This window comes from Paenibacillus sp. F411 (genome assembly GCF_017582705.1).
Lineage (GTDB): Bacteria > Bacillota > Bacilli > Paenibacillales > Paenibacillaceae > Paenibacillus_AQ > Paenibacillus_AQ algicola.
Genome location: NZ_JAGFIP010000002.1, coordinates 204,361 through 226,594, shown reverse-complemented (window position 1 = coordinate 226,594; position 22,234 = coordinate 204,361). Strand labels below are relative to the sequence as shown.

Sequence of the window (22,234 nt, the reverse complement as noted above, 5' to 3'; positions counted from 1 at the left end):
TCCGAGTATTCGGAGGATTTCTACGGTTTACATCCCTGCATAAGTAGAAGGGAGAAACGACATGGAGCTCTATTTTCTAGGGACGAACGCAGGAGTTCCTTCCTTGCAGCGTAACGTCACCTCAGTTGCCTTAAGACTGCTGGAAGAGCGCGGGACCATCTGGCTGTTTGATTGCGGCGAAGGAACGCAGCATCAGATTCTCCGCTCTCCGCTGAAGCTGAGCAAGCTGGAATATATTTTTGTTACACATATGCATGGTGACCATATTTTTGGCTTGCCCGGCCTGCTATCGAGCCGTGGAGCGCAGGGAGCATCCACCAAGGTGACTGTATTCGGACCTGTAGGAATACAGTCGTTTCTTCAAACAGCGCTGACGCTTAGTCAATCAAGAGTGAATTATCCGCTCGACATTGTGGAGCATGATGGAGGCGTATTACACGAAGACGATACCTTCAAGGTCGAGGCCGCTAGATTAGAGCATCGGGTAGACAGCTATGGCTACCGGATCACCGAGAAGGACCGCCCCGGCAGTCTCGATTTGGATCAGCTGCAGGCGCTTGGCCTAAAGCCCGGCCCGTTATACGGTCGTCTAAAGCGCGGGGAAAGCGTCGAGCTCCGCGAAGGGGAGATGCTGCATCCGTCTCAGGTGCTTCTGGCTCCCAAGAAGGGACGGATCGTAACGATTCTGGGGGACACTAGACCCTGCGAGAATGTGGTGCCGCTCGCCCAAGATGCCGATGTGTTGCTGCACGAGGCAACTTTCATGCATGAGCTTGCGGATACCGCGGCTGAATATTTTCACAGCACCTCGACGCAAGCCGCAGAGGCTGCGCTCCAAGCTAACGCGCGTCAGCTTCTGCTGACTCATTTCAGCTCCAGATACAAGGATGTAGAGCATCTACAGCCTCTGCTGGAGGAAGCCAAGGCGGTGTTTCCTAACACCAAGCTGGCGGAAGACTTTGCTTTATTTCCTGTCGCTCGCAGGGAATAAGAAAATTATTTTCCGGGAAAGCGCAGGAAATGACAAGGGAATACATTCGATGTAGATTGTTGTCAATTGTAAGTCTGTTAGACCTGAAGCAGACATTATGATCGTTAACCTTATAAATATTTAATGGGATGAAGGAAGGGTGTGATCGTGATGAGCATACACACAACAGGGATCTTGATTGATTTGGACGGAACCTTGTATCACGGTAAGCGCCGCATTCCCGGAGCGGATCAATTCGTATCCCGGCTGAGGGAGCGTCAGCTGCCATTCCTGTTTGTGACGAACAATTCTTCACGAACTCCGGAGCAGGTTGCAGACCACCTGAAGGAAATGGGGATTGATGCTGCAGCGGATGAGGTGTGTACTTCATCTCTTGCCGCGGCGAGTTATATTTCCCGTGAATCACCGGGCGCAAAAGTGGCGATTCTGGGAGAAGAGGGACTTCACGCGGCTATCGAACAGGCTGGCCTGCAGGTTACAGAAGATCAGCCGGATTATTGTGTTCAAGGCATATACCGTTCCTTCAGCTATGATTCGCTGGCCCGCGCAGTCCAGTGGATTCATGGCGGTGCGGTATCCGTGCTGACTAATCCGGACCTGCTCCTGCCTTCGGACGATGGCCTGTCTCCTGGCGCCGGCTCACTGGGAGCAGCCATTGAAGCTGCTTCGGGCGTCAAGCCGATTGTCATTGGCAAGCCTTCGTCGATTCTGATGAACTATGCGGCTGACCGCCTGGGCATTTCACCAAGACAGGCTGTTGTGGTTGGTGATAATATGAGGACCGATATTGCGGCAGGGGCTCAGGCAGGCTGCAAGACCATACTCGTCATGACGGGAATTACGACACCGTATAATATCGAGGAGCACCGTACATCTGCAGGCGTGTCGCCAGACTACATTTGCGAAACGCTATCGCAGGCTGCCGACTTATTATGCAGCGGGGAGCTATTTACATAAAGCTGGAATGGAAAGGGAAGATGCATCATGCCGGAGCTTCCGGAAATGGAGAACTATCGCAGGCTGCTGTCAGAAGTAATCTTGAATACCCCAATTACGGATGTTACCGTTCAGCGGGAGAAATCCATTAACATGGCACCTGAGCTGTTTGCCAGTACTTTAATGGGCTCACGCTTCATTTTTATTGAACGCAGAGGCAAATACCTCATCTTCCACTTAAGCGACGGCAAACGGCTGCTGCTGCATCTGATGCTTGGAGGATTGCTGTACTTGGGACATGGACATGAAGACAAGCCGTCCCGAAATACACAAATTGAAATTTCATTCGGGTCTGCTACGCTATACTTTATCGGATTGAGACTCGGCTATTTGCATCTGCTCTCTGCCAAAGAAAGTGATCTTGCACTGGAAGGTCTGGGCCCGGATCTGTTTAGCCGAAAGCTCACCCGGGAGCGCTTCACAGCGATTCTCCAGAGTCGCAGGGGAACCTTGAAAAGCTTGCTCGTCAATCAGCAGGCTATTGCCGGGATCGGTAACAGCTATGCGGATGAGATTGCATTTGCAGCGGGGTTGCATCCTTCAACCAAGGTTCAGCAATTGACTGAGTCCGAGATCTCCAGGCTTTATGATGCTGCAATGAGCGTATTAACTGACGCTCTGGAGGCTGGCGGTTATATGGAGCTGCCTCTATTTCAGGGAGATGAACGAACGGGCGGCTTTGACGAATCCTTCAGGATTTATGATCGCGAAGGACAGCCCTGCGTCAGATGTGGCAGCACAATTGTTAAGACAGAGCTGAGCGGTAGAAAAGTATTTTATTGTCCGGTTTGTCAGCCGTAAAGGGATATGAATTCCACACATACCACACCTAAAGTTGGCGGACACGGAAGCACTCAAGGCGGATATGCTGCCGCTGCTCGGCGAGCCTTGCAGATGGGCGGTGACGCCTTTCAATATTTCCCGAAGAACCCGCGCCGGCTGCACGTGAAAATCCCTGATTTTCACGACTGCCTGTCATGCAGAGCCTTTTGCGAGGAGCATGGACTTGTTTCTGTTGCGCACACGCCTTATCCTGTGAATATGGCTGCTGGTCTGTCAAAGGGAAAAGAGCATTACCGGCTGACTGTGGATTGTCTGATCAATGACTTGATCATTGCGGAAGCTTGCGGCTCCCTCGGAATCGTGGTGCATTTTGGTCACGGCAGCAGTCAGGATCAGCTTACTGCCTACCAGAATATGATTCACTGCATGAATGAGGTGCTGCGTGAGTGGAACGGACAAGCCAAGCTGCTGATTGAGAACCAGGCGGGTGACCATGGCGATATGGGTATCACGCTTGAAGAATGCGTGAAGGTGAGAGAGCTGTCTTCGTCTCCGGACCAAATCGGCTTCTGTCTGGATACCTGTCATTGGTTTGCCTCGGGACAGTGGCAGGGGGAGAATACGGCTCAGCTTTTAAAGCGGGGCTCAGAGCTCGGGTATTGGGAGTCACTGGCTCTCGTTCACCTGAATGACTCCAAATACGGAGCCGGCTCCCGGAAGGATCGTCATGAGCGTGTGGGGCGCGGCAGGATTGGAAAAGAGTGTCTGCAAAGCTTGCTGCAGAGCAGGGAGCTGGCTGATAAAGTGTTTATTTTGGAAACGGAAAAAGGCGAGGACGGAACTCACCGGCAAGATATTGCCAAAGTGAGATCCTGGCTGAACTAAGGAGGGAATGACCATAATTCATGTATATTTGGATGATTGGCGTGCCTGTCCCCCAGGCTTTGCTCTCGCTAGAAACGGGGAAGAATGCCTAATGCTGCTGCGAGAGTGCAAGGTGGGTATTCTATCTCTCGATTATGAGCTGGGGCCGGATGTGATGAACGGCGGAGATGTGGCCGCGGCCATTGTACGGGAGCAGCTGTATCCGGAAGAAATTTTTCTTCACACTTCAAGTCCATCCGGACGCACGCGAATGTACGAGATGCTCTATCAGCACAAGCCTCTGGGCGTGAAGGTTCATCATGGTCCCATGCCGGCAGAGTATCTTAAGACTGCAGGGAATTCAGAAGCATGATTGCTATTTCAGAACGGGAGTTCAAGGAGCGTCTGGCCTGGCAGCAGCAGCTGCGGAAGCAGGGACGGAATGGGGTACAGCCGGTTATTGTCTTTTTACACACTCCGTTCTGTGGAACCTGCAAGGCTGCACGTAAAATGCTGGAGGTTGCAGAGGCGATGCTTCCGGACGGAGTGCTGCTGGAGAGCGATGTGAATTTTCTGCCTGACCTGGTCCAGCAGCTACAAGTGCGAAGTGTGCCAGCCCTATTGGCCGTCACTGATCATGACGCAGAGCCTTACAAGATATTGTACCGGATGGGCTCGGTTCAGGATATTTTGAGTTTTGTCAGAGGAGTGATGAGATGATCTCATTGCAGCATATTCACTACAAAAGGGAAGACCGCCTGATCCTTAACGATATTTCCCTCGACATGAAGCCCGGGGAGCACTGGGTCATACTTGGCCGAAACGGCTGTGGAAAGACGACGCTGCTTGAAATGATTACAGGCTATTTTTTTCCCAGCTCTGGGCAGATTGAGGTGCTCGGGAATCTGTATGGCCGGTGTGATGTCAGAGAGGTTCGCAAGAGCATTGGTTATATCAGTCAGTCCTTGATGGAAAAGCTGTCTCTGCGTGATCCGGTATGGGAGGTTGTAGCCACGGGAGCGTATGCATTTCTTCGCTTTTATCAGCAGATTCCGGAGCAGGTGGAGAAACAGGCCCGTGAATTGCTTGAAGATATGAATTTTGGTCATCTGGCTAATCATCCGCTCGGCACGTTGTCCCAAGGTGAACGTAAGAAGGTGATGCTGGCTCGTTCTCTGATGGCTGATCCTCAGCTGCTCATTATGGATGAGCCGTGTGCAGGGCTGGATCTGTATGAGCGTGAAAAAATGCTGCTTGAAATTGACCGGCTTCGTAAACGGAACGTAATGGTTGTCTATGTCACTCATCATATTGAAGAAATTGTTCCTCTGTTCACCCATGTTGCGTTAATGAAGGATGGACAGCTAGCAGGAGCTGGACGCAAAGAAGAGGTATTAAATAAAGAACTTATAAAAGCTGCTTATGATATTGATGCCGAGCTGGAATGGGACGGCGGGCGTCCGTGGATTAAAGTGAAATCTGGAGGGTAACCCCATTGCGAGACATTGAGCATGAAATTAGGAATGAACAAGCCGGTCACATGAAGCAGGTGAAGCTGGTATGTACAGCCAACCATGGCTTTGCACCTTATGCCCAGGAGGAGCTTCGCCGCTTGTTCGGCAAGCTGAAAAGCACTGTGCTAATTCCGGGAGAAGTATTCATCGTTACCCTGGAAGCCGAAAGTATCGAGCAGGTGATCCGCAAAATTAAAGAAGCGTCGCTGATTTTTTTGCGGCATCTATTTCCTGTCCATCTTGAAATGAAGGCTGAAGACGCTGAAGCTGCTGCCAGAGAGCTGGAGCGTTATGCACTTGGCCGGGAGGAGCTGGGCGAGAGCCGTGTAGCCCTTCAAATACGAAAAACAGCAGATAGCAGCTGGAAGGAGCACCCTTCTGCTCTTAGAGACAGGCTGCAGCAGTCGATGACTCCCCTTGCTTCAGCGTTTGCAGTTCAGCATTCGGAGTGGATTCTGTCCGTATTTGCGGCAGCTGATCATTGGTATGCAGGCGTCGCTAGACCCGAAGATCAATTGTCGGATTGGAACGGTGGAGCGATTCGATTCCAGCGGGAGGAGGGTCAAATCTCCAGAGCCAAATTCAAGCTGCTAGAAGCAGAGCATCAATTCTCGATTCCGTTTGACTCCTTCCACAATGCGCTGGATATCGGGGCAGCCCCCGGCGGCTGGACCTCGTTCCTGCTGGAGCGCGGGCTGCGAGTTACGGCAGTGGACCCTGCTCAAATGCATGACTCTTTAAAGAGACATCCGCAGCTCCGAATTCTGAACAAGAACGCTTCAGATGTGAAATTTAAAGAGCATGAGTTCGATCTGCTTGTGTGTGATATGAGCTGGAGTCCCAAGCAAATGGCTAGGCTCGTGACGGACCTGCTCTATAGTCTGACTCCCGGCGGAACAGCTATTGTGACGGTGAAGCTGCTGACCAAGAAGCCAATGGCGCTGGTTACTGAAATGCTGAATTGGTTCGAGGATGCTCATATGCAGGTCCAGGGAGCCAAACAGCTGTTTCACAATCGCGATGAGATTACGCTGTATATGATTAAATACTAAATAAAAAAAACTCTTTACAAAGTTCGGCCTGGCAAGCTATAATGATTCCAAAATTAACCAATAGATCGGGAAAGCATCCTGCTCTGTTCACTGCGTTACTGCAGAGAACAGTCGGGGTGCTTTTTTTTTGTAATGTCGTAATCATGTCAGGAAATTAGGAAGGGCGAGAAGAATGCTGAAACAGCCAAGTAAGCTTAGGCCAGGCTCTGTGCTGGGTGAACGATACGAAATACTGACCCGGATTGGTGAAGGCGGTATGGGCTATGTGTATCTAGCGGATGATGCCAAGCTGCCAGGGAAGCAATGGGCGGTGAAGGAAAGCCTGCATGCAGAAGGGCAGGCAGGACATGTGCAGGCTGAGGCCGATGTGTTAATTGGACTTAATCACCCCATGCTGCCTGGGATCATAGATTTTTTCAAACCGGATCCAGATGGATATGCCTACTTGATTATGGATTATATCCATGGACAAACGCTGGAGCAGTTTATTAGGGGTGAGGGTGGTCAAGTCAGCAACAGCTTTATCTTTGCCGCTGCAAATCAACTGCTGGAGGTGCTGGGTTACCTGCACCAGCAGACGCCGGCTATCATCTACCGCGACCTGAAGCCATCGAATATTATGCTGACTCCGGACCATCTAATCAGACTTGTCGATTTCGGGATTGCCAGGAGCTACAAAGGCCTTCAAGGCGAGGATACCGTCAAGCTAGGAACGATCGGATTTGCGGCTCCCGAGCAATATGGCGGAGGGGAAAGTGATGAGAGATCGGATTTGTACGGTCTGGGCGCGCTGCTGCTTTACATGCTTACTAATGGGCGGGCGAGTGAATGGAGACCTGGAATCAAATCTTTTATCCGGGAAGGTGCACCCCCAGAGATGGTCTCCATGGTTCGCCGGCTATTAGAGCAACAGCCGCAGGATCGCTACCAGTCTGCTGCAGAGGTGCTTCGAGTTCTGAGGGAAAGCCAGCACTCCGGGGGAGGCGGCTCCTCTTCCGGCCGTTTCTCTTCATTCTCCGGGAGCCTGGTGACTGCTGTACTGGGTGCTGCTCCCGGAATCGGAGTGACACACTGCTGCATTATGATGGCACATTATTTGGCGAAGAGCTTCAAGCGGGTAGCAATTGTAGAAATGGGACTCAAATCAACAGCGTTTAAGCAAATTCAAGAAATTGCAGTGGATGCATCCAGGCAGCACGAACGCAAGTTTGTCATTCAAGGTATCGATTACTGGAGGCAGGCGGCAAGAAGTGACATCATTTCACTTCTTGCAGGGAGCTATGATGCCGTTGTGCTCGATCTTGGAGCTTACCGTGACAGCGATAGGCTGGAGGAATTTTTCCGGGCGCAGATTCCGGTTGTGGTCTGTCCCTCAGCAGAATGGCGCTGGAAGGATGTGCAGGCTGTAACTCAAGCATTGTCTCGCTACAGCCAGCCCGGAAGGGTCTATGCGCTTCCTTGTTCAGATGAAGGTGAAGCAGAGAGAATGAGCAGAAAGCTGGGAGGAAGCCAGGTCGTACCTCTGCCATTGTTGAAGGACCCTTTTCAATATACAGACACTACCCGTCAGGCTATGGATCAAATCTATGCTGCGGTTATTCCTGCAGGGATCAGAAGGCCGTGGTTCTCATTTGCAAAACGATGGATGCATTAGAAGGAGGTAGATTCAGCACATGCCAATATTAACTGCCCGAAACCGAAGGCTGCTGCTAGCGGGGCTGACTGGCGCCGGGGTTACTGCTTTTTTCGCTGCGGGAGGCTTATATTTTGCGCAAGATCATTTCCAAAGCCAGTATCGTGAGGAGAAGCAGCAATATTTGGATCAGATTGAGGAACTGCAAGTTTTGGCTTCGGCCGGCGGACAAGGCATGAAGACCTTGTGGGTGCCGGATCAGGATGTTCCTGCAGGAGAGCTGCTAAGTATGAAGAAGATGAAGCAGGTTCAGGTTCCGGCTGAAATGCTGCCTGAAAATGTGCCGGCGTCCCTGGAGGAGCTTCAGGGAAAAGGAGCCAAGATCGAGCTTCGGAAAGGAACACCCATCACGCTGTCTATGCTGTTTGATCAGGAGATGACACCCGATGATCTCCGGCACCGGGAGCTGAAATCGGTGTGGCTGCCCAGCAACCTCAAGCTGCAGGATCAGATAGACATTCGTATTCAATTTCCGACGGGACAGGATTTTATCGTTCTTGCCAAGAAAAAAGTGGATCGCTTGGCTGCGCCTGCTTTTTGGACGACGTTGAATGAAGAAGAGATCTTACTGCTATCCAGTGCGATGGTGGATGCCTATCTGAATGGTGCCTCGCTGTACGCTCTGACCTACGTTGAGCCTGGAATTCAGGATCGGGCCATTCCCAATTACCCGCCTAACGTAAAAGTGAATTCTCTCATTAGAAGTGACCCTAACATTATTAGGGCAGCGGAGAGAGCTTTAGAAGTCTCTATAAGGCAGGCTCTGGAGAAGGATCTGGCACCGCTGAATACAGGTGACAGCCCGAACAGCTACGGCAGTAGTTTTGGCAGCAGCTCTAGTATCAGACATGACGGCGGTAGCAGCGGGACTCAGGATTTTGCTACCTGGATTCCGGCGGGTGGACCGTCGCAGCCTGATTTAGGAACGGGTACTCTGCCGAGTAATGAGTTCATGCAGGAGCGTGCAGATCAGGAAACTGAGTCTAGTCGTATACTGGGAGCCCCTCATGAAGGGCAAGCCTCCGGTTCTACGGAGAAGGAAGCTGATCTGATATTTTCAGCTCCATAAATGAAGCTAAGGAGGACTTATTGTTGTGAAAACATGGATATTTGCAGGTGTGAGTGAAAAAAACGATTTTCTGCTCTATATGGCTAAAGTGCTTAGCTGCAGCGGTTATCGGGTGCTCCTGGTAGACGGGACTTTCCAACACAATTATGCCCATCACATTGGGGCGGCAGGGCAAGATCAAGGCATTTATGAATTTAGCGGCTTTGATGTTGCGTGTTACTTCCGGCACGGGGAGGATCTGATGACTTGGCTGAACCACTCGGAGGAAGAAGCATATGATTATTGGCTATGGGATGTTGGAAGTTTAGATTATATTCTAGATCATCGTTGGAAGGAGGCGGACGCATGCGTATGGTGCAGCAGCTTCAGCCTTACCAATCTGTTGAGCGATCAACGGTGGCTGAACGAGCTCTCAAGAAGCAGCGCATGGAGCAGCGAAATCGCCTTTCACCAGCTGTATTTAAACGTTATCGAAGATAGAACTGCAGATTCCTATATTACAAGCATTATGAGCCAGGTGTCAGTGCACTGGCTGGCTGATCCAATCCGCATTCCCTGGGATGAGACCGCAGCAGCACTAAAAATTGATAACGAGCACACCTCCCGGCTGCGAATCAAGCCGCTAAGCCGCAGATACAAGCGGGCATTAGCTCAATTTATTCAAAGATTGAGCGATATGGAGGATCACCATATTCATAAAGCATTCAAGCAGGCGGAAAGGAGAAGAGCATGAGCTTGATTACCGTTTGGAGTCCGTTGCCAAGTGGCAGCGGGAGTACGATCCTGGCTGCTTGCCTGCCGGCGATGCTCTGTACAGCCTATCCATCCAGCTGCTTGCTGCTGCATGGTGGTGCTTTAGGTGACAGGGTTGAAGCAGGCTTGCTGCCATTTAATAAGCTAGAGGGCTTTAGGACTGAAGAAGAGGACTCAGGTATGAGGGCACTTCAGCGAATGTACCTAAGCGGCCGACTGGATTCACGGAACATTAAGGATTACACCGCCTCATTAATACCGGGCAAGCTGGATCTGATCAGGGGCGATCAGGATGGGGAATCGGGCTCTTACGGAGCGATTCAATTATTGCAATACAGCGGCATCCTTACAGCGGCGCTGGGTGGTTATGATGTTGTCATAGCCGATGCTGGTAATGGCTTGCCGAATGCTTTAGACATGGAGCTTATATCAAGATCTGATTTGTTAATTATTGGACTGAACCAAAACCTTCATGCGATCGATCAGTGCTTTAGAGATCAGCTTCCGGCAATGGTTGAGCATGTCAAACAGTATTGTTTCGTTACAGGTAAATACGATGCTTCAAGTCACGCCTCATTGCTAAATATGAAGCGCAGGTATGGAGTGAAATCGTGGGCTGGCACCATACCCTACTGTACGGAAATACAGGATGCCTGGAATTCTAGAAGCCTGCTAGCAGCAATGCTTCGGAGTGGTGGTGTGATGCGGAGAAGCCGTACACCATTCGGAGAAGCTGTGACAGTCATAGCTGCACATGTCGCTAAACAGCTGGGTCTGCCGGGTGCCGCCGCAGAAGGGAAGGGTGCTTGATGCATGGGGAGTGGTTACGAAACGCTCTGGCGATGGCGGCGGTCATTGTGCTGCTCTTGATTTACATGTTCATTCGTGTTTCTTCCAAAACATTCAAGAGCCGTACACCTGAACAGGGGGCCGCCACATATACGCTGGATTCATTGACGGATGGAGTGAAAGAGCAGCTTCATCAGCTGACTCATGGACAGCTGGCAGACCTGGGACTCCACGATGTAGAGTACCGTAAAAGGCTGAATAAGCAAAATGAGCTCAAAAGGGCGCTGAAAGGCTGCGTAACCGGTGATATTTCTGACAAGCAGTATGTTAAATCTTTTATCCGTGAGCTGTTAAGAACCAAACTGCGCCTGGACGAGCAGGCTATGAACTTGATCATTCCATTCGATCATCACGAACAGCTAACCTCAGCAGACAAATTCGATATTATCCTTTTTCTATTCAAGCAAGAGCATCAGGATGACGCACTTTCCAGATTGCTGGAGAAATATGAATTAGCAGTCCCGAGAGTGCTGGAGGGTTATGGGGAGGACCCTGTCTACGCAGTCATTGCTGCAGATATTGATTTGATTTACGAGCATGAAATACGAATGCTGACGGCAGGTGAGAAGCTGGATCTCATTGTACAGCGGTTATATCAGCATTACAAAGGCTTTTCGGTCATTGATGAGCTTCGAGAGCAGCGTATTGATGGAATCAGTGGAGGTGTAAGCGGTGTAGTCGGCAGACTGCTGCAGAGTCCGATTCAGGATTCTTATCGTTTGGATGAGATCCCGATGTCCACGGAGCGGGAGAGTATCTGGCTGTTCTACAAAGGTGTATCTATCCATTTAAGCTTTCTGTCTTTTGATCAGCCTAATGAGCTGCGCCGGGTATGTCAGAACATTTATAAATTCAACCATCCCGGTCAGCTAACCGAGGCAGTAGGCTACAAAGTCAATGAAATGAAGGACGGCTCCAGAGTTGTTGTCGTTCGTCCACCTTTCTCAGAGGGCTGGGCTTTCTTCGTACGGAAGTTTGATGTCCAGAAGGCTACGCTTGCGCAATTGATTCAGGGTGATAATGCGGAGATGGCGGTAAAGCTGCTAGCGTTTCTAATGAAGGGCAGCCGAATCACAGCGGTCACCGGATCGCAGGGCTCTGGTAAAACAACATTGCTCATGGCTATGATTCAGCATATTTACGCGACCTATCCCATTCGGGTGCAGGAGATGTCCTTTGAGCTGCAGCTGCGCAAGCTGTACAGCCGGCGAAATATCTTGAGCTTCCGGGAGACAGCTCATATCTCAGGACAGCAGGGCCTGGACTTGCAGAAAAAGACAGATGGCACGGTCAACATTCTCGGGGAGGTTGCCAGCGATGAGGTTGCAGCATGGATGATTCAGATGTCACAGGTAGCGAGCTTGTTTACCGTGTTCACTCATCATGCCAAGACATTCCCTGATTTAATCTTATCGCTGCGCAATTCCCTGCTAAAGTGCGGCATATTCCAGCAGGAGCAGCTGGCGGAGGAGCAGGTGGTTCAGGTGGTTCACTTTGACGTTCATCTGAAGCGCACCCATGATGGCCGTCGGTTTATTGAACGGGTGACAGAATGTCTTCCCGGTGAGCCGGACACCCACGGTATAGTAAAAGCAGGGTCATCCCGTAATGTGCTGGAGTATCGCGATGGAGCCTATTATGCGATGAATCCGCTGTCGCGGCGCTCTATTCAGGATATGGAGCAGCAAATGCAGCCACAGGATCTTGAGGCGTTCAGGGCTTTTGTGCTGGATGCATGGGGGGAATCCGCTTGAGCCAGCAGCTGCTAATCGGCATTTTGGTATGCTCTCTTGTCATCTGCGTTATTCTGACGATAGCTTCTGTCCGTATTCAGCGCCGCTATGAGGCGCTATATGGCATGAACAGCAAGACGTTGGGACCGGGCGGCTCTCTGAAGGATGTTAGGCTCAAGCTGAAGCAATGGCTGCAATCCTTGTATCTTGCTGCGATCAACATCCCTGGGATCTCTAACTATGTAAGAAGGATCCGAAGGAAGATCAAGCTGCTTCATCCGTATGACGAGGTTGCTTTAAGATACGAGACGATGAAGCTTATTCTACTTGTCATTACGGCGTCTACTCTCTCCGGAGCCTTACTGTTCATGCATAATCCCGGTCCGGTCTTTATCATAACTTCAGTGCTGGCTGCGGTCATTATCCATCATTTAATGATTGATTTATTTCTCCACCGCCTGGAGCTGAAGCTGATGCATCAAACGGTAGAGCTGTTCTCCTCAGTCAGGCATCATTACCAGCAGCACGGTATGGTGGAAGAAGCGATCTACGAAGCAGCAACGACCTCAGGTCATGAAATTTCTATCCATGGACACCGCATACATCAGGCATTAATTTCCCGGGATGCAGAGGAAGAGCTCAATCATATATACAATACCTCACCGAATCGGTATATTCAGGCTTTCGCGGGTATTTCGCATTTAGTGCTTGAGCTTGGAGATCACGAGGATAAGAGCCATTCCGTATTTTTGAAGGGATTAAGCAGCCTGACTAAAGAGCTGCATCTAGATATTTTGAAAAGACAACGCCTTGATTACCTGCTGAAAGGCCTGCATGCTATTGCGCTGGTTCCGGTATTTTTCACCTCTCCCATTGAGCAATGGGCTCGAGCCAGCTTTCCGGCTATGGATGTCTTTTATATGAGCAAGCTCGGTATTCTGACCAAGCTATCCGTATACGTTGTTATTTTAGCTGCCTATATTCTGCTTCAAAAATTGTACTTGAATGATGAAGAAGAGGTTAAAGTCGGGTTTCGAAAAAAAAATTGGGGTGCCAGCCTGCTCCGAAATGTGATCGTTTACCGAATAGTGATCGCCTTGCTCCCTTCTCCTGGAACACCTAAATATGAACAGCGTACTGGGCTCTTAAAAGACAGCAGCCGCCGTATTCATTTGGAAGTGTTCTATTTAAGGCGGCTTCTCTTAGCTCTGGGAATAACCTTTAGTATGCTGGTCATATTTATATCTCTTCATCTATTTGCAAAGCATCAGCTTCTCCATGGTCAGTCTGTAGAGGCAGGCTGGTTCGGACGGGGGAATCCGGAGGTCACTCTTTCCGTGAACACTATCAGAGTCAGTGATTCGGAAATTATGGCCGCCATGCTAGGTAACGACAAAGTGGAGGCAGACCAGCTCATTGACTGGATTTCTAAGGCGTCAGAAGGACGATGGAGCAAAGACCAGCTGCGAGAGACCGCAATGAGAGTACAGGATAAGCTGAATCGGTATCAGCATGAATATTTGAAATGGTGGGAGGTTCTTCTTGCCGCCGCCGCAGGCTACGCCGGTGCTTATTTTCCGCTAGGGCTGCTTTACTTTCATCGCAAGGTTCGAAGAATGGAGATGAAGCACGAGGTGTATCAGCTATACACCGTCATATCAGTGCTCCGGGATATGAAGCGGATTTCGGTCGAGGAATTGCTGGAGTGGCTCAGCCGGTTCAGCGTGATTTTCAAAATTCCAATCCAAAAGGCCGTGCTGCATTACGAGCATGGTGCCGAGCTTGCGCTGCATGAGCTGAGGGACGAAGTATGGTTTGCTGATTTTCGCCGGCTGGTGGACAAGCTGCTGCTCGCCGAAGAGAAGGTGTCGATCTCTGAAGCTTTTGATGACCTGGACGGGGAAATGAGCTTTATGTTTGAGCAGCGCCGACAAGAGTATGAGGTCATGATCGAAACCAAGGCAGCGTGGGGCCGGATGATCGGCTTTGCACCGATGTATGCATTAGTGTTTCTTTATCTGGTTATCCCTTTGATCGGGATGAGCTTTGCCCAGATGAATGATTATTACGAACAAATTCAAAACATTTAAATTTTGAGAGGACGATACCTATGAATAATGCTTCATCGGCTTTAAAAGTAGCGGCTGGTATTTTTTTAACGATTGCCTTGATCACGATTGTTGTCATTTTGTTTATTTCAGCCCAGGAAGCCACGAAGACAGCGCAGAACAATTTCTCGGACATCCAGACCGAGCTCTCTCAGGCTGCATTTACCGTATATGACGGGACCACGATCAGCGGGTCACAGGTGACAAATGCGCTGCGTAAATATAAAGATAAGGATCAGTTCGGCATTATGATTATGACAGGAAAGAACCCGGGCGGACAGTGGTACGGTAATGTGCTTCGAAACGATGGCTCTGTCGATTCACCGGATATTAGACAAGGTGTCATTACGGAAACCTGGAATGAACGAAGTGCGGAGTATGTGAACCCGAGCGGGAAATTTAAAGCGACGATTGTCAAGGATCATTCCAATGTGATCCGGGGCATTATTTTTGCTCAATAAGTGATGACTAACCAGACCCTTGGTATGCTGGAGGTGGCTGCTTACGCCGCTATGTTTATCGCTGCCTGCAGCCTGGCCTTCAATCTTCAGCAGGAAATTGGTACAACGCAAAAGTCTTATTATGAAGCCAAGTTTATGCAAAAGAACAATCTTACCGCCTATGAGATCCATGACGCTGGAGCACCACGATCAGCCTTATTGAAGTTAACCAGTGCACAGGTATATTATATGCTGACGCATGCCGAAGAAGCTTGCCTGATTGAGCTCGAAGGACATAGCTTTGTCTCTGGCAGACAAGCAGCCTCCCCAGTGATTCTCCAGAATCTAGCTGATAATGCCATGTATGAGACTGAGTATGAGTACGACGCTGAGGGCAGGGTTAAGCTGATCAAATTGAGTAAGGAATAAGGAGAAAGCCATGGTAAATTCATTAACCAAATGGTTCGCCGCTTTGCTGGCGGTGCTTCTCCTGTATATGGTGCCCGCATGGGAGGGGGCGCGGAGACAGGAGGATTTGTCGCGGCTGATGATTATGCAGACCACTGTAAAGTTTGTGGACCATGTCAGGACGAAGGGGTATGTAACACCGGGAATGTACAATGATTTTCTGCAGGAGCTGTCGAATTCAGGAGGCGCTATGCAAGTGGAGCTGGAGCATGAGCACAAGAGGTATCACCCGGAATATGGTGACCCGGCAGACCCCGGAACCTTTCTCCAGTCTTTTGCCGTGGTGTATGATGGCTATTATAACGAGGAAATACTTGGCGTCCTGTTCCCGAATCAGGTAATGGATCTGGACGCTCCTGAACGCACCTACAAATTGACATCCGGGGATCGTTTCTCGATTCAGGTATACAGAAGCAGCAGCAGTCCCTATGGCCTTCTTTCCAACTTCATATTTGGAGCATCCTCTGACGCTGAACCCGGATACCATTATGGCGGGGTGGTGCTGAATGAAGATTACTGATTTTGCAATTTTGTTCACTGCTGTGTTTGCCCCTTTTTTTCTTGGCCTGAGTCTCCAGGGACATGAGCTGGAAGAGACAGCTTATCTAGAAATGAAATACAATGCTGCCTTGAAAGCTGCTGTTCAAGATGCTGGCTACATGCTCCATGACAATGCGGAGCCACAGTATGAAGCTGGCTACGAGTCACTTAAAACTCTGAAGATTAATAAAGAGAAAGCCTTAGATACATTTAGTCAAACCTTGTACAGAAATTTCGGCATTCATGAGGATGTATTGGCTCAGGGTGCGCTTTGGACGTATATTCCTGCCGTTGCAGTTATAGATGATGACGGGTTTTACATTTACTCTACAGAGTTAATTCCATCTGCTGCAGGCGAGACCCTGCTTAAACAGGTTTGGTCTAGCAAAATTCCTTTTGCGTATACGGATGATCACGGCAATTATATTCAATTTACGCTTGATCGTCAGGTGAAGGCATATCAGGCCGGCAGCGGCATTTTATACGAAGGCATGCAGGATGAGCTGCTTGGTCAGAGCAGCATCCCATTGCTGAATGATTCTGTTCAATTCGAAGCTGTTCGCCGTACTACGATTGTTCATACTCTGCAAAGCTGTCTAGCTTCCTTAATCGCCAGACATAATGAGGCAGCGAGATCCTATGGGATCACGTATCAGTTTACACTTCCGCTTCTTTCCGAGGAGGATTGGCTGAATACGATCGATGATATCGGTGTGATGGCTTTTATTCAAGGATTGCCGCTCGGGAGCGGCTACTTCAACAATTATGCATTCGGAGGCGGAAGACTGATCAAGAAGCCTGTATATTTCGGTACGAGTGATCCTGTTTATGGCCAAAGGCTGTTTTACAGGGACAGCTGCATTGTCCCCTATTCACCTCAAGAGGTATTCTTCTCTCGAAAAGCGGCTGCAAAGGCAGGCTACAAGGAAGTGGATTGTACCTCTTCTATCATTCCTTGACAAAAATACAGTTTCAGCTTAGCTTCTCTCTGTGATACAATAAATTCTTGATTGCGAGCCGATACATTGCCCGCTATTCAAGGGCTTATTCCATATAGACAGGAGTTACCTAAAGATATGAGCTTATTGACTGTTGAAGACGTATCCCATAATTTCGGAGATCGTGTACTATTCAAAAATGTTTCCTTCCGTCTGCTGGCCGGTGAACATGTCGGGCTGGTAGGTGCCAACGGCGTCGGTAAATCGACGTTGATGAACATTTTAACAGGCCAGCTGCTGAAGGACAGCGGTAAAGTAGAATGGACGCCAAAGCTGCGCTACGGCTACCTGGATCAGCATACCAAGCTGACGCCGGGCAAGACCATCCGCGACGTCTTGAAGGACGCATTTCTGCCGCTGCTGGAGCTGGAGCAAGAGATGATGAAGATCACCGACCGCATGGGTGAGGCATCTCCGGAAGAGCTGGAGCTGTTGCTGGAGCAGATGGGTGAAATACAGGAGCAGCTGGAGATTGGCGACTTCTACTTGCTTGATGTAAAGGTCGAGGAAATGGCAAATGGCCTCGGGCTGTCCGTAATAGGACTTGATCGCGATGTGGCAAGCCTGAGCGGCGGGCAGCGTACGAAGGTTCTGCTGGCCAAGCTGCTGCTTGAGAAGCCGAATGTGCTGCTGCTGGACGAGCCAACGAACTATCTGGATGTAGAGCACATCGAATGGCTGACTCAATATTTGAAGGATTATCCGTACGCGTTCATACTTATTTCTCATGATACTGAATTTATGAATCAGGTTGTCAATGTGATTTATCATTTGGAATTTGCGAAGCTGACAAGATACACGGCGAATTACGAGAAATTCCTGGAAATGGCGGATATCAACAAGAATCAGCACATTGACGCTTATGAGAAGCAGCAGGAGTTCATTAAGAAGCAAGAAGATTTTATTCAGCGAAATAAGGCGAGATACTCAACCTCAGGCCGTGCCAAGAGCCGGGAGAAGCAGCTGAATCGTCTGGAGCGCATTGATCGTCCGGAGGAAGCGGCCAAGCCGGTGTTCCAGTTTAAAGAATCCCGAGCAAGCGGCAAGACCGTCTTTGAAGGCATTGATTTTGAGATCGGCTACGATCGTCCGCTGCTTCCTAAGATGTCGATTACGATTGAGCGCGGCGAGAAAATTGCAATTGTTGGCTGCAACGGCGTCGGTAAGTCAACTCTGCTTAAGACGATTTTGGGTAAGATCAAGCCCTTCAGCGGCAAGACCTATCAAGGTGATTTTCTTGAGCCGGCTTATTTCGAGCAGGAGGTTCGGGCCGGAAATCTGACGCCAATAGATGAGGTTTGGAACGAGTTTTCACATCTGAATCAGCATGAGGTTCGTGCCCATCTAGCCCGTTGCGGTTTAAAGAATGAGCACATTACACGTCCGATGAAGGCGCTCAGCGGCGGTGAACAAGCGAAGGTAAGATTGTGTAAGCTGCTGATGCGGGAGAGCAACTGGATTTTGTTTGACGAGCCGACCAATCATTTGGATGTCGCGGCCAAAGAAGAGCTGAGAAGAGCGCTCAAGGAATATAAAGGCACCGTACTGCTCGTCTCTCACGAGCCGGAGTTCTATGAGGATTGGGTCACCAAGACCTGGAATGTTGAGGATTGGTCTCATCGTTCTTAGAATAATCAAGCTGTAGATATGCTGAGCCACTCTTCGGAGTGGTTTTTTCTTTATAACCAATCAGTTCAGAGTGGATGATATCGTGTGGAAGCTTGAAGCTTAAAGCATAAGCCTCCTTGCTCCTTGGCAAGCTATGAATTGAGAGTTCAAGATGAAATGAGAAGGCGGTGCGCACTGTGACGGGAGAGGTGCTATGGATTGTGTCTCACGCGGAGCGCAGGCTATGCATTGAAGAATGGCTTCAAGAAGCTGGATATGAAGTCATTGTTGCACAGCAGCTGTCCACAGCGTTCATCCAGGCTGCACAAGCATCTGTTGATTTAATCATTCTCGACAGCTTGCAGGAGCAGGCGAATCTGATCGCGGTGATCCACGAGCTTCATGCCTTGAGGGAAGGAGTCCCGATCGTGATTTATGGACCTGGCAGTACGGTTGAGGCTGCGGATGCGTTAGAAGCTGGAGCTAATGACTATATCTTTGAATATGCAGATCAAAGAGAGTTTATCGCGCGAGTACGGAACATGATCACGTTGTTTCGAAGCAAAGCCTCATCTGCTGCTGCCAATGATAATGGGTTTATCAAGATTGGCGATTTATGCATTAATGCTCAAACACGCCATGTCAAGCGAGCGGGAAAAACCATTGAATTGACAAGAAAAGAATATGACCTTCTGCTATATTTGGCTATCCGGAAGGACGAGGTTTGTTTACGAGAGGATATCTTAGGACAGGTATGGAATTTTGATTTTCATACAGGAACAAATGTGGTTGATGTGTACATTCTTCATTTGCGCGAGAAAATGGACAAGGGTCATAAGTGGAAGCTAATACGCACGGTGCGCGGAGCGGGATACCTTCTTCAGAGCCCCGTCACTTCATAGCGCCAATGACCACATGGGTTGAAATATGAAAAGGCCGCCTCCCAGCAGCTTACTGCAGGAGAGACAGCCTATAAGGCGATGAATCCAATTCGATTTACAGCACGCGGCGTGCTTTCACATATGTCTTGCTCCAATGCCCTGAAGTTAGGGAAGAAACCATAACGCCAGGCTTGCCGTACGTGTGAAGGAATTTGCCGCTGCCAATATAAACGCCAACATGCGTCACATTTTTGCCTGTAGAGCGGCTGCCACTGGAGAAGAAGACCAGATCACCTGTCCGCAGGTTGGATTTGGATACGTAGGTACCCACCTTGGATTGAGCCGAAGAAGTACGCGGCAGGTAAACGCCGTATTTTTTGAAAATATGCTTCATCAGAGACGAGCAGTCGAACACTCTAGTTGTGCTTGTGGAAGCGCCAAATTTATAAGGAGTACCCATAAATTGTTTGCCGTAATTGACGACCTTCTTGGCCGTGGAATAACTGGAGCTTACAGCCGCTTCAGCTTGTCCGACAGGACCTGCTGCCAGCAGAGTACCAAAGCCCACCGATGCGCTAAGGCTGACAATAATCGCTTTTTTGACCCAAGTATGTTTGTTCATGTTGTAATTACCTCCAAAGGGTTTATTGTTTTGCCGATGAACCGAGTATAACAGATATGAAACTATACATATTTTTCCTTTACCTGTAAAAAGCTTGCTGTGACTGTATTGATAGCGATTTATTAAAAGTTGATTAAAAGTTACAAATCTTTAAAAATAATGATTGTAAAAGAAATAAAAAGAGCCACAACCCCTTGTCAAACAAGGGGTTGCAGCTACGAGGCTATGAATTTATTAAGTTACAAAAAAGTAATAACTATGCGTCCTTGCTCTGAATAATCAGCAGCAGACCACTCTCAATGCTGACATGTCCCACCTTATCTAAGAAACGGTTGCTAATTCCGAGGGATTGTCCGAGCTTAACGGTCGCATTGTGAAGAGGATACTGAAACCCTTCTAAATGAATGCCAGTGACCTCATGAGTAATTGGTAAAATAGATACGTAGGTATAGCCTCGATCCACGAGCGAGCAAGAGGAGCCGGTTAATGTAATGAAATTATGCAGATCCAGGATGGAGCAGTCGATGTGATGCTGGACCCCGCGAACGAGCATCTGAATATTGGCAAGCGTGTGATCCATTCGGGTTCCCGTGCCTCCAATTATCAGAATCTGTTTAGGGCTGCGGTCAATAGCCAGGTTGAAGGCCATCTCGGTATCCGTTAAATCCTTGGAGATGGGATCACAGCTCCATACCTCACCGCTGTTCTTCTGGATCACCATCATTTCCTCTTTCGTCACAGAGTCAAAATCACCAAGAGCGATATGAGGTGTCAAGCCGTGCTCAATTAAATAGAGAGCGCCGCGGTCAGCGCCTATCAGAAAATCATCGTCTTCAATGTGCTCCAGTAAAGCAGGAGACATTTGGCCGCCGGTGACGATTACAATTCGGTCCGAGCTCATGTTATACCCTCCAATGTACGATCAATGTATCGGAAGCTGTCGTATTATACAGTATAAAGAAGTTTTTCATCTTGCACAATTGAATCGGCGGCGGATAAAATGGAAGAGCGATGTGAGGATGATGAGAGAAAGCGGGATGAAGGATTTTGGACATGCACGTTTTTGAGTGGTTCAGCATTATCGGTACGGTAGCTTTTGCGATGTCCGGCGCATTTGTAGCGATGGAAGAGGATTATGACATTTTGGGGATCGTGGTGCTGGGCCTTGTAACTGCCTTTGGCGGCGGTGTGGTCCGAAATGTATTAATCGGGGTTCCAGTTACGACCTTATGGAGCCAAGGTGATCTTATTCTGCTGGCCATCATTTCAGTTTTTGTTGCTTTTGTGCTGCCGATGGCTTGGATCAAGCATTGGAAGCGGACCGAGGCTCTTTTTGATGCTATTGGATTATCAGCCTTTGCGGTACAAGGCGGCATTTATGCCACGCAAATGAATCATCCGCTTAGTGCGGTCGTCGTTGCCGCGGCTTTGACCGGAATTGGCGGCGGAATTATCCGCGACCTGCTTGCAGGACGCAAGCCGCTCGTGCTTCGAGATGAGATTTATGCCGTCTGGGCGATGGCCGCGGGAGCAGCCATCGGCCTGGGACTGACCCAGTCCACATGGCAGCTGCTGCTGTTATTTCTGCTCGTTATTGTGTTTCGTATGCTTTCTGTACATTACAAATGGCGCTTGCCAAGAAGGCTGCTTCAGGCAGAATCGGCACCGACCGGTAAGGATACAGCCGCTTAGCTTTGGAATAAAGCTTGAGAGGGTAATCAGTAATAATGAAAGAAAGGATGAGGACCATGATCACAGTGCTATTCGTATGTCTCGGGAACATTTGCCGCTCGCCCATGGCGGAGGCCGTGTTCCGTCACAAGGTGAATCAAAGAGGACTGAGTGAGCAGATTGAAGTAGATTCAGCTGGAACAGGAGATTGGCATATCGGCAAAATACCTCATGAGGGCACGCGCAAGCTGCTGGACAGCTGGAGAATCAGCTATGAGGGCATGAGTGCAAGGCAGGTGCAGCATGAGGACTTGTCCGACTTTGATTATGTTATTGCAATGGATAACACAAACGCCGAGAATCTTAGCGCTCTGCCTGGAGGTTCGGAGGCGGACATTCTCAAATTTATGGACCTGCTTCCGGAAGAGAAGCTGAGAGAAGTGCCAGACCCGTACTTTACAGGAAACTTTGAAGAGGTTTATCGCCTGATCGATTCAGGCTGTGATGTATTGCTGGACAGAATTGTGAATGAAAAGTTATAATCATGTTCGTGTAAAGGGATGCGGCAGCATTCCTCATTAGTTCTTATTGAAAGCGGAAT

At 49.3% G+C, this 22,234-nt stretch carries 24 protein-coding genes; 22 read left to right on the top strand and 2 right to left on the bottom strand.

Annotated features, from left to right (window positions below; genetic code table 11):
• Positions 1 to 61 precede the first annotated feature (61 nt).
• The 20 genes from rnz to JJQ72_RS20705 all read left to right on the top strand — a co-directional run bounded on the left by rnz (position 62) and on the right by JJQ72_RS20705 (position 19,361).
• On the top strand, positions 62 to 991 hold the full coding sequence (gene rnz, locus JJQ72_RS03480; protein WP_208202782.1) for a ribonuclease Z: 930 nt from the start codon (positions 62 to 64) through the stop codon (positions 989 to 991).
• A 150-nt stretch (positions 992 to 1,141) separates the two neighbouring features.
• A complete protein-coding gene (locus tag JJQ72_RS03475) occupies positions 1,142 to 1,948 on the top strand; it encodes a TIGR01457 family HAD-type hydrolase (protein WP_208202879.1) in 807 nt (268 codons plus the stop codon).
• A gap of 27 nt (positions 1,949 to 1,975) precedes the next feature.
• Positions 1,976 to 2,788, top strand: coding sequence for a DNA-formamidopyrimidine glycosylase (gene mutM, locus JJQ72_RS03470; protein ID WP_208202781.1), 813 nt, complete (start codon positions 1,976 to 1,978; stop codon positions 2,786 to 2,788).
• Positions 2,789 to 2,794: 6 nt separating this feature from the next.
• On the top strand, positions 2,795 to 3,655 hold the full coding sequence (locus JJQ72_RS03465; protein ID WP_208202780.1) for a deoxyribonuclease IV: 861 nt from the start codon (positions 2,795 to 2,797) through the stop codon (positions 3,653 to 3,655).
• Between the two features lie 13 nt (positions 3,656 to 3,668).
• Positions 3,669 to 4,007, top strand: coding sequence for a cyclic-phosphate processing receiver domain-containing protein (locus tag JJQ72_RS03460; RefSeq protein ID WP_208202878.1), 339 nt, complete (start codon positions 3,669 to 3,671; stop codon positions 4,005 to 4,007).
• Positions 4,004 to 4,354 carry a thioredoxin family protein gene (locus tag JJQ72_RS03455; protein WP_208202779.1) on the top strand — a complete coding sequence of 117 codons (351 nt, stop codon included), beginning with the start codon at positions 4,004 to 4,006 and terminating at the stop codon, positions 4,352 to 4,354. The genes JJQ72_RS03460 and JJQ72_RS03455 overlap by 4 nt, the downstream gene beginning before the upstream one ends.
• On the top strand, positions 4,351 to 5,124 hold the full coding sequence (locus JJQ72_RS03450; protein WP_208202778.1) for an ABC transporter ATP-binding protein: 774 nt from the start codon (positions 4,351 to 4,353) through the stop codon (positions 5,122 to 5,124). Before JJQ72_RS03455 ends, JJQ72_RS03450 begins: the two co-directional genes overlap by 4 nt.
• A 50-nt stretch (positions 5,125 to 5,174) precedes the next feature.
• Entirely contained in the window at positions 5,175 to 6,200 is a 1,026-nt protein-coding gene (locus tag JJQ72_RS03445; protein WP_208202877.1) for an SAM-dependent methyltransferase, read from the top strand.
• Positions 6,201 to 6,372: 172 nt separating this feature from the next.
• Positions 6,373 to 7,854, top strand: coding sequence for a serine/threonine-protein kinase (locus tag JJQ72_RS03440; RefSeq protein WP_243895844.1), 1,482 nt, complete (start codon positions 6,373 to 6,375; stop codon positions 7,852 to 7,854).
• A 19-nt stretch (positions 7,855 to 7,873) separates the two neighbouring features.
• Positions 7,874 to 8,962: an SAF domain-containing protein gene (locus JJQ72_RS03435; protein ID WP_208202777.1), complete on the top strand. Its 1,089-nt coding sequence runs from the start codon at positions 7,874 to 7,876 to the stop codon at positions 8,960 to 8,962.
• Between the two features lie 25 nt (positions 8,963 to 8,987).
• Positions 8,988 to 9,695 (top strand): hypothetical protein, encoded by a 708-nt coding sequence (locus JJQ72_RS03430; RefSeq protein WP_208202776.1) that lies wholly within the window; start codon positions 8,988 to 8,990, stop codon positions 9,693 to 9,695.
• The gene (locus JJQ72_RS03425) at positions 9,692 to 10,525 is read left to right on the top strand and encodes a hypothetical protein (RefSeq protein ID WP_208202775.1); all 834 of its coding nucleotides are present in this window, start codon (positions 9,692 to 9,694) and stop codon (positions 10,523 to 10,525) included. The genes JJQ72_RS03430 and JJQ72_RS03425 overlap by 4 nt, the downstream gene beginning before the upstream one ends.
• A complete protein-coding gene (locus JJQ72_RS03420) occupies positions 10,525 to 12,318 on the top strand; it encodes an ATPase, T2SS/T4P/T4SS family (RefSeq protein WP_208202774.1) in 1,794 nt (597 codons plus the stop codon). The genes JJQ72_RS03425 and JJQ72_RS03420 overlap by 1 nt, the downstream gene beginning before the upstream one ends.
• Positions 12,315 to 14,387 carry a hypothetical protein gene (locus tag JJQ72_RS03415; RefSeq protein WP_243895843.1) on the top strand — a complete coding sequence of 691 codons (2,073 nt, stop codon included), beginning with the start codon at positions 12,315 to 12,317 and terminating at the stop codon, positions 14,385 to 14,387. The genes JJQ72_RS03420 and JJQ72_RS03415 overlap by 4 nt, the downstream gene beginning before the upstream one ends.
• A gap of 20 nt (positions 14,388 to 14,407) precedes the next feature.
• Positions 14,408 to 14,866 (top strand): ABC transporter permease, encoded by a 459-nt coding sequence (locus JJQ72_RS03410; RefSeq protein WP_138225754.1) that lies wholly within the window; start codon positions 14,408 to 14,410, stop codon positions 14,864 to 14,866.
• Between the two features lie 51 nt (positions 14,867 to 14,917).
• Positions 14,918 to 15,274 carry a hypothetical protein gene (locus JJQ72_RS03405; protein ID WP_208202772.1) on the top strand — a complete coding sequence of 119 codons (357 nt, stop codon included), beginning with the start codon at positions 14,918 to 14,920 and terminating at the stop codon, positions 15,272 to 15,274.
• A 10-nt stretch (positions 15,275 to 15,284) separates the two neighbouring features.
• Positions 15,285 to 15,833, top strand: a complete 549-nt coding sequence (locus JJQ72_RS03400) for a hypothetical protein (protein ID WP_208202771.1) — start codon at positions 15,285 to 15,287, stop codon at positions 15,831 to 15,833.
• Complete coding sequence (locus tag JJQ72_RS03395) at positions 15,820 to 16,812, top strand: hypothetical protein (RefSeq protein ID WP_208202770.1); 993 nt, start codon at positions 15,820 to 15,822, stop codon at positions 16,810 to 16,812. Before JJQ72_RS03400 ends, JJQ72_RS03395 begins: the two co-directional genes overlap by 14 nt.
• A gap of 117 nt (positions 16,813 to 16,929) precedes the next feature.
• Positions 16,930 to 18,480 (top strand): ABC-F family ATP-binding cassette domain-containing protein, encoded by a 1,551-nt coding sequence (locus JJQ72_RS03390; protein WP_138225758.1) that lies wholly within the window; start codon positions 16,930 to 16,932, stop codon positions 18,478 to 18,480.
• Positions 18,481 to 18,656: 176 nt separating this feature from the next.
• On the top strand, positions 18,657 to 19,361 hold the full coding sequence (locus JJQ72_RS20705; protein ID WP_208202769.1) for a response regulator transcription factor: 705 nt from the start codon (positions 18,657 to 18,659) through the stop codon (positions 19,359 to 19,361).
• A 94-nt stretch (positions 19,362 to 19,455) separates the two neighbouring features.
• On the opposite strand, the gene JJQ72_RS03380 is transcribed toward JJQ72_RS20705, so the two are convergent.
• On the bottom strand, positions 19,456 to 19,962 hold the full coding sequence (locus JJQ72_RS03380) for a C40 family peptidase (RefSeq protein WP_208202768.1): 507 nt from the start codon (positions 19,960 to 19,962) through the stop codon (positions 19,456 to 19,458).
• Between the two features lie 256 nt (positions 19,963 to 20,218).
• Entirely contained in the window at positions 20,219 to 20,863 is a 645-nt protein-coding gene (locus JJQ72_RS03375) for a thiamine diphosphokinase (protein WP_208202767.1), read from the bottom strand.
• A gap of 152 nt (positions 20,864 to 21,015) precedes the next feature.
• On the opposite strand from JJQ72_RS03375, the gene JJQ72_RS03370 reads away from it, so the two are divergent.
• Positions 21,016 to 21,654 (top strand): trimeric intracellular cation channel family protein, encoded by a 639-nt coding sequence (locus JJQ72_RS03370; RefSeq protein ID WP_138227733.1) that lies wholly within the window; start codon positions 21,016 to 21,018, stop codon positions 21,652 to 21,654.
• A 56-nt stretch (positions 21,655 to 21,710) separates the two neighbouring features.
• Positions 21,711 to 22,175: a low molecular weight protein-tyrosine-phosphatase gene (locus JJQ72_RS03365; protein ID WP_138225762.1), complete on the top strand. Its 465-nt coding sequence runs from the start codon at positions 21,711 to 21,713 to the stop codon at positions 22,173 to 22,175.
• Positions 22,176 to 22,234: the final 59 nt, after the last annotated feature.